Here is a 14,584-nt window from a genome sequence, read left to right on the forward strand (position 1 = left end):
TTTGGTTATGTTATATGGTCTGATTCTCCCTGCACCTCTAAACGCTCCGAACGCTCTTCATAGTAGTTTTGTATTCTTCTCTGGGCTTCATTAATACTTATTTTTCCCTCAATATGTCCTTTGGCTGTATCCAACAGGTAATCAGAAGTTTTGAGACCATCCACATCCTGCAGTCCGATTGCAGTCTGCCATATTTCGCATTTTTCTGTCTGTTCCGGTTCCCCCTGCCGGATATATTCTTCAAGCTCAAACTGCCATTTTTTTTCTTCGGGCATGTTTTATACCTCTTTCTGAAAATCTTCTTGTTATTAATCTTATTAAAATTCAGTATATCATAAATAATCTCAAAGGGTCATCTGTAACAATTCTTCCGCCATGGCCGGAATCTCTGACTAACTTTCTAAGAGAATCCACATTATATGCTTCGATATTCATCCCGAAAATTCCCTTTCACTCATCTCAATCCAAGAACCCTCTCCAACACCTCAAATACTACCATCTCTTTCCCTACACTCTTCGCCAGTCCCCGCACTCCTTCCAGCGCCTTCATCCGTCCCTTCTTACTTTCTCTTTCGTTCAGCAGATAATAAATCTCCTGCTGCATGCTCCACGGCAGTTCATAAATTTGCTCATCCCCGTCCAGTTCATCCGGAGTGATATCACTATCCTCATCTACCGCAATAGTAAAAGGCTCCTTCCCCGTCCGCCGTGCGAGACTCGTCCTGCTGCAGCCTTTCAAACAGGCCAGGGGCGTATCCAGCCAGCACTGTGCCATATCTATCCAGATCATTGCAAGCTGCAGCATATTCATAGGGTCTTCCGGCTCATCTGTCATAATTTCCTCAATAATATAAAGTAATTCGTCCAGTTCCAGCCCCGATACTGTTTCCTGATATAGCTCCGGTAAAAATTCCTCCAGCGCCTCCGGCAGTAAAACTTCCAGATTTACCAGAATTTCCCCCAAATCTTCCCAAGCGGGAACAAAGCCGCCGATACCCTCCTTCCATTTTAAAAGCTGTTTATTTTTAAAATCAGCATACTCCAGTCCCTGTCCATACTCTTTCATCTGTTCCAGAACCTGCTCTGCATCCAGTCCGCCAAAGGAAACAAAAGATGTAACCCTATTATCAATAAGACATTCTCCCGTTTCATATTTCCCAAATAAACGTCCGTCAAGATAAACATACCTCATCAGGTCTTCATAAGCTATCGATCCGAACGCTTTCTGATATTTCTCATGAAGGGCGCTCGATTCCATAAATCCATAACTCTGCATCAGATAAAAAATGCCGTCCGTAATCAATTTTTTAGTACTGTAAAACTGGTGCAGTCTGTTTGACTTCAAGAACTGAAGCAGGATTTCATTTCCTTTTGCAGCGGAAATATCCATTCTGTTTTTACCGGACTTTTTATATATCTTTACATCCCAAAGTCCCCATGTACACAACACGACCAGACTTTTTTCAGAAATGGCAGGAAAAAACTCACCTACATTCTTTTCCACACTCAAAAGATAATTCTGCACCGTTATTTCATCCATAAAAATAAGATAATATTCGGGATGAGCCTGCAGCACTTCTAAAATAGCCTGCTCTGTGTCTTTTTTGCTTCTGCTTTCTCCCGGAGGAATCATCAGATATTTTGCATAATCATTAATTAACTGTTCTGCGCCCTGTGCCAGAAGCTCTTCCTGAGTAATATTACTTTCACATTTACAAAAATAAAAATCCGGCAGTTCTTCTTCTATATCTGTTTCGCCTGTTTCAAAATTAAAAACAAATTGTCCCTCATTGGACTGCTGTCCTTCCTTTATCTGCCTGGCTGACCCTGAAAGCTTCTGCAGCTTATCCATTTCTTCGTAAAAATTATGTATCTCTTCTATCTTCAGTTCCAGGGCTGATTTTTTCTTTGGCCGCTGTATCTTTTGTTTCAGCCCCATTTTCTTCATAAAGTCATCTAACAGAACTTCCGTTACCAGTATATCCTCTCCGGCTTCCCCCGCAAAAACTTCGCAGAAACAGTTCTCCTTAAGCAAAGAATTTACTCTTTCCTCGTCATAAATCTCACTGCTTTCCTCTCCGTACCATGCACCGCCGCTGTCTTCTGCCATATTGCCGCGTTTATGTTTAACCACTGTCGGATAACGTTTCTCATAATCCTCCAGTTCTTTTTCCAAAACAATTTTATGGCGCCAGTCATCACCAAAATCATAAGTATACCTTATCCATCCGGCTTTCAAATAGGAATCCGCACACACATCCTTTTCATCCAAATCTGCATCCGCATACTCCGTATCACTGATTCTTACCCTGCTTCTCTGAAAAGAAAAATCATGCAGATGCTCTTCCTGCCATCCAAACACAATCTGAAGAATAACATGCAAATCAGCAAAGGACAGCTGATCCGGCAGCAATATCCTGCGCCATAAAGGCGGCTGCGCCCCTTCCAACACCACTTTTACCTGAAATCCTGCCATTTTCCCTTCCTCTCTCACCCGCAAATATCCATCAATTCCGGCCAATACCATACAGAAAACAATTTCTTAATCAATTCCAGCAATTCTTCCGCGGATATCACATCCGGATTCCGTATCCATTCACTCAATGCGGAAAAAACACCTGAATAGTAGATATCCATAATAACATGCTTTTTGTTTTCACAGGATGGATTCGGTACCCTTTCATCACTCATCTGAATCACAATTTCTTTAATCTGCCTGATAAAATGAGAACGGTTTCTGTCATTCAGCAAAACAGCCAGTTTTTCTTTATGTGACTGACACATATCTAAAAAACTCCGGAAAAAAACATCGTCAAAATTCCGTTCTCTGACGTTGCCCTTAACCGCTTCAAGCAAATCATCTATCACCATTTTCTCCATATATTCCAGAACCATAGAGCAATCCGCGAAATATCGGTAAAAAGTTGTACGGTTGTAACCAGCAAGCCTGGCAATCTCTTTTACCGTTACCCTTTCGATTGGCTTCTCCCGTGCCGCAGAACAAAAAGCCATCACTATTGCCTCTCTTGTTGCATCCGTCATTTCAGGCTGTTTATTCATAATACCTACCGTGAGACACATCTTGAATTATTGTTGCTTGATGTATCATTTCCCTTCTTCTATAATAATCATAAGACACGTGTTGCATAACTTCAATACGAGGAGGACTTCAAAATGAAAGAAAACCTGCTGCAAAAATGGTGCGACCAGGCTTGGCTGCATTGCATTTACCTGATCGGCATTATCATGGGAAATATACTCCTGATAAAATGGCCTGTATGGGAGGTTCCGCAAAGACTTATATGCCTGCTAGCAATTATGGTGCCGCTCCATGTATTTGAAGAAAATACCGCTCCCGGCGGTTTCTTCTATATGAACAACCTGGGACAGAAATCAGACGCTCCGCTAGTCTACCCCCAGAACAGACTCACCAATATGTTCACAAACCTCGGCGCCGAATTCATCTTTATCCTCATGACCGCATTTGCCGTCAGAATAGAGGCTGCTTCTGTTATCGCCGTCGTAATATTTGGCATCGGCGAACTAATCCACCATACCATGGATGGAATCCATATGTATAAACGCTACAAAGACAAAGGTAAAAAAACGCTGTATGGACCAGGAACTATTACTTCATACATCTGCCTTTTACCCTTAAGCGTTTACGGATGCCTCTGGCTGTCGGAAAATCCCTTCACAGCGTCTCAGGCCATCCTTGGAGTTGCTATTGTACTATTTATAATCATCTTCCTGATCCTCATTCCCTTTACCTTTTCCAAAAGAATTAAGAGCCAGAAATACGCTTTCTCAAGCGCAGGCTATTTTTCCAAATATGAATAAAACCAATAAAAACCTGATGCCGCAATCAACACAGCACCAGGTTTTTCCTTCCTACAACAAATTATGCTCTCTAAGGAACTGATACTGTAAGGAATCCGCTTCCATCTGCATCAGCTCAATCCGATTATGATCCGGATCATGCGTCCAGCACTGCCAGTTCATATCCATTCCCTGTGACACCTGGGAATCAAGCACCCAGCCCGCCTTTACAATCCGATCAGCGATTTCATGAATATCCCCCACTTCCAGGCAGGTATGAGAAAATCCGATATTCTCATCCTTATACTCCTGATAATTCACCCCGCCATAAAACAATTCAACGAACTGATTCCCCCCTGCATAAAGATACACAATCCAAGGCTCCCCCGTCTTCGGATTCTTCAGATCAAATGCCTTTTCAAATCCCAGCACATCCTGATAAAACTGAATTGCCTTGTCCATATCCGACACATTAAATGCCACATGTGCCAACCCCTTTACCTGTTCTCCCATATTTTTCCCCTTTCTTACCTTAAACTCCCGGCCCTGCACAAACCTCCGCCAGGATCAAACTAATTTACGTTCTACATTATACACCCATATAATAACAATTTCCACATTTATCTGTACCTCCCCTTTTACAAACACTCTTTCTCCCCAACCTTCCCACTTCACCAAGACAGGAGGTACATCACAGGGGACTCCCCAGCATTGGGGTATCCGTCTGCTCCCCTCCTTCCCTCTCCTACGTCTCTGGACGCGTGCCTTATATCTCTCCATGGGCATCTCAAAAAAAGGGCGCAGTTTCTTACCGTTTTATTTCCATAATCTGCTGCCCGCCCTTAGCGGCACTGTCTGACGACCAACGGGAGGAGTTCAGCCGCGTTGGCCGCTGATTATGAAAATAAAATGGTTAGAAACTGCGCCCTTTTTTTGTCTGCCCATGGAGAGATATAAGGCACGCGTCCAGAGACGGAGGAGAGGGAAGGAGGGGAGCAGACGGATACCCAAATGCGAAGGGAGTCCCCTGTGATGTACCTCCTGTCGCCCTCCCGCCGGACAACAACGCCCTTAAGAATAAACCTTAATCATTACAGACTGTGCCGGAATCAGCTTAATCCGCACATACCCATCCTCGCTTTCCGTCACCTTCTTCGTCCACAGATCCTTCACCTTACAGCGCTGCCCCTTCTCCAGTCCGATCTCTTCCACCGGTATCACTACCTGACGCTCATCGGAAAGACTGTAATTGAACGCAGCCACCACAACAGCATCCTCATCCTTCCTGGCGAAAACATCTGCAGCGAACTCTCCCTGCGCACCCGAAACAGGCCGGAAGCTTTCTCCCTTTCTGGCAACTGCATTGATCTCTTCATTGGTCAGCACTTCCCTGGCCCGTTCCCTGGCCTCCGGGATCCCGTAATCATCGCTGGTAAGCATCAGGCTTCCGCAAATCACACCTGTATGATATCTGGTCCTTCCTTCCTCCAAAGTGGTGGAATGCTTATCATAGGTCTTATAGGTCACGATATGATCCGGATCATTAAAACGGTACAGGCAGTCATTCATCCACCACAGATAGGTGATACAGTTATTCAGATAAGCCGATTGATCCAGGCTCCCGAACGCATCACAGGAAATCCTTCTGGCATGCCCGTAGCCGTGAGGCATGATCGGTGCAATGGACAGGCTTATAAAAATCGGGTAGCCTGCTCTCTTTTCGGACAGGCATTCCACAAAATGACTCATTCCGAAGTTAAAGGCCTGAACGCCTGTGGTGATATCCTTATTATAAAATACGCCCTCCCGGCAGCCGTGTCCGACAAAGTCCGTCTTCACACTCCGGAATCCCCATTTGATAATATTATCCGTCTCATAGGAAATATAATCCATCGTACCTGGATGGGTGGGATCCAGGGAATACAGACCGTCAATCTGAGACAGGATCTTCCCGTCCTTATCCCGAAGCAGCAGATCCTCAAACAGATAATTTCCATTGGTCCCGGGCACTTCCTGCTTAAACTGATGTTCATGGGTAATAAACGGGCTGTAATACGTTCCGGGCTCCTGCCCGTTCGCCTCCGCATAGGCTACGGAATCCCTCATTTTATTGGTAAAGCGCCCCCAGGCCGCATCATAATTCACATACTGTTTTCCATCCGAGCCCTGATAGGTATCCTTGATGGATTTCATGAAATCACAGGCTTCTTTGTATTTTTCAAAGGTCACCTTTCCCATAAGTGCCGCCCAGCTGTTCCAGCCGAAAATCACGGGGCCTTCCCAGGGCAGCGCCGGTTTCACCGCGGCGTTGGCTTTTCCGAAGGCCTGCAGCCCATCCCGGGTATCCTCAAACCAGCCCAGGAAAATACGGGAGCTGCACACCTGTGTCCCGCTCAGCCAGCCATGCTGTGCACCGTCCAAATCCCTGGTATCCTCCGTAGCCACGCCGGAAATCCCCCGGAATTCCACAATGCTGCCATCCTTGTCCGCTGCCGCCTGAAAACCGGTCTTCCAGCAGTCATGATCCACGGATCCCATGACCAGTCCTGCATTTCCCTTCTCCGGATGAACTACTGTGAATTCATAGGACATCCTGGAATCTTTCACCGGATAGTCCACGAACTTCGCCCATTTGTCATTGTCGAAGGGCGCCGAAAGAAAACGGATATCTTTTTCCTTCATCACAAGCACCGGTTCCTCCCCACAGCCGTACAGCGGAGTCATGCAATTGGTGCTGAGCACATCTTCACCTTCCGCCAGCAGACGGATGGTTATGTAATCCGCATACACATCAAACAGCTGAATCAGCCTTATACGGCCTCCGTCCTCATGGATAAATTCTTCCCTGCGGCAGCCGCCGATCTCTGTTTTTTCCTCGCTGACCCTCTTCGTATGCTGCTTCATGTCCGTTGTTTTCAAACAGGTGCCATCCTGCAGCCTGACCTGTGCATACAGATTCTTAAATTCCCCTCCAGAAAAACAGATGGAAAAGCACCCTGTCTCTTCATTTAATTGTAAACCGTCCCAATCCATGCTCATATTCACTCCCATCCCCCGCTCATGCAGGTATATTCTTTTCAGTTTCCATTCTTCCCTTTTTTGACACGCAGTATCGCAGACTGCGCAGGTATCAGGCTCACATGTATATGACCGTCCCGGACTTCCGTTTCCCGCTTGCTCCACAGATCCCTCACCATATAGCATTCTTCCGCCGAAAGCCTCAGCTTCTCCACGGGAATATCCATATGCCGTTCCTCCGACAGACTGTAATTAAAGACTCCGAGCAGAATCCCGTCTTCCTCCGGTCTCATGAACACATCCGCCGCGGATTCACCCCTGGCACCGGAAACCGGACGGAAGGCTCCTCCTTTCGCGGCCGCCTTATTGACTTCCTCATTCGTGAGCACCAGACGGGAACGCCGGCAGGCTTCCGGAATCCCGTAATCATCACTGGCAAGCATCAGCCCGCCGCAGATGACTCCCGTATTAAAACGGGTAATCCCTTCCTCCAATGTAGTGGAATGCTTGTCATAGGTTTTATAGGTCACGATATGATCCGGATCGTTAAACCGGTACAGACAGTCATTCATCCACCACAGATAGGTGATACAGTTATTCAGATAGGCCGACTGATCCAGGCTTCCGAAGGAATCACAGGAAATTCTCCTGGCATGACCGTAGCCATGGGGCATGATCGGCGCGATGGAAAGGCTGATGAGGATGGGATAGCCGGCTCTTTCCTCCGACAGGCAGCGTACAAAATGGCTCATCCCATAATTATAAGCCTCCACACCGGTAGTGATATCCTTATTATAGAAAACACCCTCCCGGCAGCCATGGCCCACAAAATCTGTCTTTACCAGCTTATACCCCCATTGTATCAGCTTTCCGGTCACATATTCCATATATTCCAGCACGCCGGGATGAGTGGCGTCCAGGGAGTACAGGCCGTCTACAGGCGGCAGTATTTCCCCTTTTTCATCCCTTAACAGCAAATCCCGGTACAGGTAGTTGCCTCCCGTTCCCGGCACCTCTTTTTCAAACCATGGCTCCAAAACGATAAAGGGGCTGAAATAGGCGCCCGGTTTCTGATTGTTCGCCTCCGCATATTCCACCGTATCCTTCATCCGGTTGGTAAACCGTTCCCAGCCTGCATCATAGTCAATATACTGCATGCCTTCCGCATCGTGGAAGGTATCCTGAATACTCTTCATGAAGTCGCTGGCTTCTTTATATTTTTCATAAGAAATCAAGGGCATCAGCGCCGCATAGCTGTTCCATCCGAAAGGAACCGGCCCTTTCCACGAAAGCGCAGGCCGGATGGCCGCATTGCACCTGCCGTAAAGCTTCAGCCCCTCCTGCCAGGAGTTAAAACTGCCTGCGAAAATACGGGCGCTTTTGATTTCTGTTCCCCGCAGATAACCATGTCTGATACCATTCAAATCCCTGGTATCTTCTGTGGCCGCACCGCATACCGCAGTGATTTCCGTTTTCCCGCTGTTTTCATTAGCTGTTGCCGTAAATCCCGTTTTCCAGTGATCATGATCCACCGACCCCAGCACAAGCCCTCCCTCAGAGTTTTCCTCATGCAGTACCGTGAACTCATAGGACATACGGGAATACGCGACCGGATATTCCACAAACTTAGCCCATTTGTCATTATCAAAGGGTGCGCTGAGAAACCGTAAAGGCCCGTCTCCGAGAATCACCTCTCCCTCTTCCCCCGCAGGGCAGAACGGCGCAATATAATTTGTCTCCGCCTCACTGCCGCTGCAGAATGCGGTGGAAGCCGTAAAATAATCCTCGTAGATACAGAACTCCTGCACCAGTTTCCAGTCCTGATCCCCCGTATGGATAAAAAACGCCTTCCGGCAGGCTCCCGGCAGTTCCTCCCCTTCCGATTCCGACACCTCATGTCTCCATAAGTCCGTCGAGCGTACAAGCCTCCCGTCCTTCAGCCTTACCTCCGTACACATATGCAGAAGCCTTCCCCCTGCCAGCTCTGCACAAAAGGTACCGTCCTCCTGATTCAGGAGGATACGAATTTTTTCATTTCCTATATTATAAGCCATAATTAACCCCCATTAAACCCAAACTTCTCCGCCGGCAGGAATGCTGAATCAGGCCTTGACCGCCCCCAGCATGATTCCCTTGACAAAGTATTTCTGAATAAACGGATAAACCATGATAATCGGTATGGTTGCCACCATAGTAGCCGCCATACGGATGCTGTCCGGAGTTACCGTCATACCGGATTTGGCATTTGACATCTGCTGGGATACGCTTCCGCCGGTCTGATACTGGTTCAGGATTTCCACCAGGACAGACTGCATGGGCTTCAGGCTCTGCGCGGAGGTATACAGATATGCATCAAACCAGGAATTCCACTGGTTTACCGCGACAAACAGCCCGATAGTCATCAGAATAGGTTTTGACAAAGGCAGGACCAGCCGGAAAAATACGGTCAGATCCGTCGCCCCGTCTATTTTGGCAGCTTCAAACAGGGATTCCGGCATGGATTCCACATAGGAACGGACCAGAATCATGTTATATACGCTCATCATCAGCGGGAAAATAAATACCCAGAACGTATTCAGCATGTGGATTCCCTTTAAAACCATATAATAGGGAACCAGGCCGCCGCCGAAATACATGGTAAAAATAAACAGCAGGTTCCAGAATTTCCGCCCTACCAGATCTCTTCTGGACAGCGCATAGGCGAGCATGGAGGTTACCAGAACCGCTATGGGCGTACCAATCACCGTCCTTGCCACACTTACTTTGATGGATGACAGAAAGGTCTTTTTGGTGAGTATCTCCAGATAACTGGAGAAGCTCAGCTTCCTGGGAAGGAAATACAGCCCCCCGCGTATGGCGTCTGTCGCATCATTAATGGATATAATGAAAATGTTCCAGAACGGATATACCGTTATAATAGTAACAATGGACAGTACAATAACTTTAAGAATATCCAGTATCCAGTCTTCTTTGCTTTTATTTCCGATTTTTGTTTTCCGCATGCTTATCCTCCCCTTAAAACAGTGCCGAATCATTCAGCTTCTTGGTAATCCCGTTGGCACTCAGTACCAGGATAAAGGACACAATGGACTTGAACAATCCAACGGCGGTACCATAGGAATACATTCCGTTTTTCATACCATAGCGGTACGCATAGGTATCAAGTACGTCCGAATAGTTCAGTATGGAGTCATTCTGCATCAGGAGCTGCTGTTCAAAGCCGGTATTCAGGATACCTCCCACAGCCAGGATAAGCAGGATACAGATAGTGGGCCGGATTGCCGGAAGGGTGATATGCAGAATTCTCTGCACCCGGTTGGCACCGTCCACCTCCGCCGCCTCATACTGTTCCTGATCAATTCCTGAAATGGCAGCCAGATAGATGATCGCATTATAGCCCATAACCTTCCAGGTATTGGCTATGGCTATGATCCACCAGAAATAGGGGCCCTTCTGGAAAAACAGGATATCCTCGTCCGTAAAATGAAAGAACTGAAGTATATCATTTACCACACCGTCTCCGGAAAGGAAGGTGAGGAAAATGTTCGCCGCAATAACCCAGGAAATAAAATAGGGAAGGTAGGATGCGGTCTGCACAAATTTCTTCATACGCATGCTGCGCACCTCATTCAGGAAAATCGCTATAAGAATGGGCGCAGGGAAAGAAAAGAGCAGCGTCAGAAGGCTGGTAGCCAGCGTATTGCGCATTATCATAACAAAGTCATTCTGAAAGAAATATTCAAACCAGTCCAGCCCCACAAACGGCGCTCCCAGCAGATCATGGAAGTAGCCTTCCGTTGTGGGCGAATAATTAGTGAATGCCATGTACAGGCCGGTCATCGGCGCATAACATATAAACACCACCCAGACAACAGCCGGAAGCATCAGCAGAAACAGATACCGCTGATCCCACAGCCTGTTCTTCAGCGGTTTTTTCGGCGGCTTTACCGCAGCGCTTTTCGCCATATTGTTACCCCCTTTTTTTAAGAAACGCGGTTTTTATAAACCGCGTTTCCTGTTGTTCTCTTTGTTCAGTTTACGCGCCCTTCTAGTTTTCCGCATTCCATATAGCCATACGCGCCTGGTAATTTTCATTGATTTTCGCTTCTACCTCTTCCATGCCCGCCGCGTCACAGTCCGCTATCATCTGGTTATAAATTTTATCTAGCTCTTCATCCGATGCCGCATTGATCATCTTCGGGTATGCCTGCTTGATAATATCCTGCACCTTCTGGGCTTTCAGGGCGACAGGATCATTTCCCGTAGGAATCAGGTTGTCAAATTCAGCGGTATCCCAGTAGGTATTTGTCAGATTCTTTTCCGCCCAGGTTGCGGTAATGTCTTTTCTGGACATCTGCATACGGCAGGGAGAGCCGTCCTTATGAGTGGAGGCATTTCTTACAAACCATGTCCATCTGGTAATACCTGTCTCTTCTCTTGTTTTTTCCAGATTATTCTGCAGGCCGTCCAGTACCTCCTCATTGGGAACATAGGTATCGCCGTCTTTTGTCCAGTCCTTCCCTTCAATTCCCCATAACAGCAGATCCTGGCCTTCCTGGCTCGCACAGTAATCAATGAATTTCAGGGCGGCATCCAGATTCTTGCAGTTATTGGTTACGGCAATGGCATCCCAGCCTAAAGAAGAACGTCCGCCCAGTGTCGTCTTGTCTGCGTCGTATCCGTCCGGAACCACCTTATATGCCAGATAGTTTGCATCCTCTCCGACCGTGGAGGTCAGACTGGAATTGGCTGTCCATGCATTCCAATAGGCTCCCATATAGCCTAAGATATTTCCCGTTGCCAGCTTCTGGTTGAACAGCTCATCGTTATTGGACACCCATTCCTTTTCCAGAAGGCCTTCCTGATGCACGCCATTGATGAAATGCATGGCTTCCAGATATCTGGGATCCCTGATATCCCAGTAAAGCTGTCCATCCTTCTCATAGTAAGTTTTCATACCGTACATGCCGAGGATTGCGTTCTTGCTGTCCTGCTCATCCGCCAGGGTAAGGGCAAAGGTTTCTTTTCCGTCAACCTCCGGATATTTTTCTTTGTACTGCCGGAATATATCCATCATCTCGGAAGTGGTGAAAGGCTCGTCGCTGTCCGCCCTGTCCTTTCCCACCAGCTCACACATGATATCATATCTGAGGATAAATCCGTTTACCGGGTCGGGATCCATTCCATACCAGTTGGACAAATAATAATTCTGCCCGTCAGTCCATCTCGTTTTCTTCAGTGTATCGCCGTACATTTCCGTCACATTGGGCATCTGATCCAGATAATCCGTCAGATTTACCAGTGCCCCCGCCTCGATGTATTTATTTACAATATCGCTTCCTCTGTCCATCAGGACGATATCCGGGTAATCCTTTCCTGCAAGCATCAGCGCCAGCTTTTCTGCGGGGTCTCCTGTAGGATTTACCACCTCGATATTAATTCCGGTGCGTTTCATCAGTTCCAGGGCAACAGGGTCGTCAAACTGCTTGGAACCCGAGTTTTTGTCAAAAAAAGTGAGTGTTGGTGTTTCCCCGCTGTCTGCTGCCGATTCGGCAGTGTCTGCCGCCGGTGTTTCCCCTCCCCCGGCTGTTGTACTGCTGCTGCTGTTGCCGCAGCCGGCAAGCATGGTAACTCCCATTGCCAGGGTCAAAAACATTGCTATAGCCTTTTTCATAGTACCCTCTCCTTCTCTGTATAATATGTATACTTAATAACTTTTACATGCATATAATAAGTCAATTTTTACCTCTTATACATATTAAAATTTTACAGTTTATATAAATATTGTACATTTATAGAAATAAAGAGGGATTTTTATATCAACATTCAACAATTTATATAAAAATATTACAATTGCAAATCCTTCTGCTCTCTGATAATCGGCAGTTTGATATAAATTTGTGTTCCTTCCCCCTCCTTGCTGTATACTTTTACCCCATAGGCCTGCCCGTACTGAAGCTGAATCCGGATAGACACGTTTTTCAGGCCAAAGCCCCTCACCGCATTACGGATTTCCGTATTGATTTCCTCTACGGTTTCCGCCTCCATACCCACGTCGTCGTCGGTAATGATAAACAGCATATAATCCTGTTCCCGCCGCAGGGTAATTCCGATATGAAGAATCGCAGTCTCATCCTTCATGGCATGATGGATGGCATTTTCCACAAGAGGCTGAAGGATAAGCTTAATGATCCGGCAGTCCATCAGCTCTTCATCCAGATTATAGTCCACCTGAATAGCCTCTCCGAATCGTACCTTCTGCAGCTGAAGATAATTCTCAAGGAGGTTCACCTCTTCCCTCACACTGAGAATATTTTTCCCTTTGTTCAGGGAAATCCGGTAAAACAGGGCCAGATGTTCCACCATATCCATAATTTCCGCGTTTCCGCTGCGCATGGCCATAGAGGATATGGAGGATAAGACATTATAAAGAAAATGGGGATTGATCTGTTCCTGCAGCAGGTTCAGCTCTGCCGCCTTCCGGATCAGCTCTTTTTCATAAATATCCTTGATGAGATGCTTCACCATAAAGCTCATATCGGAAAAGACCTCCGCCAGTATCCCGATTTCATCCCGTCCGCCGTCTTCTATTCTTTCCCCGAACACCCCGTCCTTCATCTTTTCAACGGATTTAGTCAGCTCCTTGATTCTCCGGGTAATGAGAATGGAGATGACGGCGGAAAAAACAACGGACATTATGACAGCCAGAAGAGCAAATAATATGACATTTTTTACGGAGGTCCTGATATTCATTTCCAGCATCGGAACGGAAACAAGCGAAAGAATTTTCCAGCCCTGAGGGCTTGTGACGGAGCTGACCAGCATTTCCTTGCCGTCATATACCGCCGTATCCCGTTTGTTGTTCCCTATTTCTCCTTCATAGCCGTCCAGTATGTCATAGACGGAGCATCCCATGAGAGTCTTGTCCGTACTGGACACCACATAATTTTCATCATCCAGAATTATCATTTCATCATCACCGGACACCTCGGAAATAATCCCGAGAAGATGCCTGTCATCGATCTCCATCCGCAGGACATTCCGTAGGCTCCCATAGCTGTAATAATCCAGGGAACGCACCAGATAAAATACATATTTGCCGTCTTTGTTTATGCCTCCCCTCATAAATACGGGCTTTCCGTTTTCTTCCCTCGCCCTTTTGTACCAGCCTTCCTGCTCGATTTCCTCATCTACCTTGTAGATAAAATAATAATCCTGGGCAATCGTCTGGTTGGTCGTATATATGGAAAAGGTATTCACATCCGAATTGATCGCCATCATCGTACCGAAGTAGCTTTTCAGATAATAATACAGATCCTCATAGCCATAATTGGTAAAATCCACGGAAATCAAATCCTGGACCTGCTTGTTCATAAAAATAAGAGAGGATGCATTTTCATAGCCCTCCAGGACCATGTCCATATTATTGCTGGCCCTGGCAAGGTTTTCCTCCATATTGCTGTAGCTCTGCTCCAGAAGTATATTTTCCGTATTCATATAGGCATAGGCGCCGAAGCCGACGATCGGCACCATGGAGGTAATCAGAAACCCGAAGAAAAATTTCCACCGCAGAGAAATATTTTTTAAAGCCCTCTTGATACTGCGCATATCCCTTGTCCTCCCCTCCTCCGGGTGTTTTCCCCGGATAACCGCCGGATGGCGCGTTCTGCAGGCCATCCCCATGTCCGACAAAAAAGCGGCTGTTTCCTCCGTATCTTCTAAAGATATGGACATGAAACAGCCGCTT

General features: G+C 46.8%; 11 protein-coding genes. 1 reads left to right on the forward strand and 10 read right to left on the reverse strand.

Features of this window, described 5'->3' with window-relative positions:
- Window positions 1–5 precede the first annotated feature (5 nt).
- From BLA28_RS34810 to BLA28_RS21305, 3 genes are all read right to left on the reverse strand, one after another.
- Window positions 6–275 (reverse strand): antitoxin VbhA family protein, encoded by a 270-nt coding sequence (locus BLA28_RS34810; protein WP_330393283.1) that lies wholly within the window; start codon window positions 273–275, stop codon window positions 6–8.
- A gap of 179 nt (window positions 276–454) precedes the next feature.
- Entirely contained in the window at window positions 455–2,476 is a 2,022-nt protein-coding gene (locus BLA28_RS21300) for a plasmid pRiA4b ORF-3 family protein (RefSeq protein WP_071699392.1), read from the reverse strand.
- A 14-nt stretch (window positions 2,477–2,490) separates the two neighbouring features.
- Window positions 2,491–3,060, reverse strand: coding sequence for a TetR/AcrR family transcriptional regulator (locus tag BLA28_RS21305; protein ID WP_165868713.1), 570 nt, complete (start codon window positions 3,058–3,060; stop codon window positions 2,491–2,493).
- Window positions 3,061–3,174: 114 nt separating this feature from the next.
- On the opposite strand from BLA28_RS21305, the gene BLA28_RS21310 reads away from it, so the two are divergent.
- Window positions 3,175–3,840 (forward strand): HXXEE domain-containing protein, encoded by a 666-nt coding sequence (locus BLA28_RS21310; RefSeq protein WP_071699394.1) that lies wholly within the window; start codon window positions 3,175–3,177, stop codon window positions 3,838–3,840.
- A 51-nt stretch (window positions 3,841–3,891) separates the two neighbouring features.
- Here BLA28_RS21310 and BLA28_RS21315 read toward each other — a convergent pair whose 3' ends face one another.
- From BLA28_RS21315 to BLA28_RS21345, 7 genes are all read right to left on the reverse strand, one after another.
- Window positions 3,892–4,332, reverse strand: a complete 441-nt coding sequence (locus tag BLA28_RS21315; protein WP_009254661.1) for a VOC family protein — start codon at window positions 4,330–4,332, stop codon at window positions 3,892–3,894.
- A 558-nt stretch (window positions 4,333–4,890) separates the two neighbouring features.
- Entirely contained in the window at window positions 4,891–6,858 is a 1,968-nt protein-coding gene (locus BLA28_RS21320) for an alpha-galactosidase (RefSeq protein WP_081365647.1), read from the reverse strand.
- 38 nt (window positions 6,859–6,896) lie between these two features.
- Complete coding sequence (locus BLA28_RS21325) at window positions 6,897–8,891, reverse strand: alpha-galactosidase (RefSeq protein WP_071699396.1); 1,995 nt, start codon at window positions 8,889–8,891, stop codon at window positions 6,897–6,899.
- Between the two features lie 48 nt (window positions 8,892–8,939).
- Window positions 8,940–9,839 carry a carbohydrate ABC transporter permease gene (locus BLA28_RS21330; protein ID WP_009254664.1) on the reverse strand — a complete coding sequence of 300 codons (900 nt, stop codon included), beginning with the start codon at window positions 9,837–9,839 and terminating at the stop codon, window positions 8,940–8,942.
- 13 nt (window positions 9,840–9,852) lie between these two features.
- Window positions 9,853–10,803 carry an ABC transporter permease gene (locus BLA28_RS21335; protein WP_044970787.1) on the reverse strand — a complete coding sequence of 317 codons (951 nt, stop codon included), beginning with the start codon at window positions 10,801–10,803 and terminating at the stop codon, window positions 9,853–9,855.
- 82 nt (window positions 10,804–10,885) lie between these two features.
- A complete protein-coding gene (locus BLA28_RS21340) occupies window positions 10,886–12,511 on the reverse strand; it encodes an extracellular solute-binding protein (RefSeq protein ID WP_071699397.1) in 1,626 nt (541 codons plus the stop codon).
- A 173-nt stretch (window positions 12,512–12,684) separates the two neighbouring features.
- Window positions 12,685–14,571 carry a sensor histidine kinase gene (locus BLA28_RS21345; RefSeq protein ID WP_071699398.1) on the reverse strand — a complete coding sequence of 629 codons (1,887 nt, stop codon included), beginning with the start codon at window positions 14,569–14,571 and terminating at the stop codon, window positions 12,685–12,687.
- Window positions 14,572–14,584: the final 13 nt, after the last annotated feature.

Origin of the sequence: Eisenbergiella tayi, assembly GCF_001881565.1 — a bacterium.
GTDB classification, from domain to species: domain Bacteria; phylum Bacillota; class Clostridia; order Lachnospirales; family Lachnospiraceae; genus Eisenbergiella; species Eisenbergiella tayi.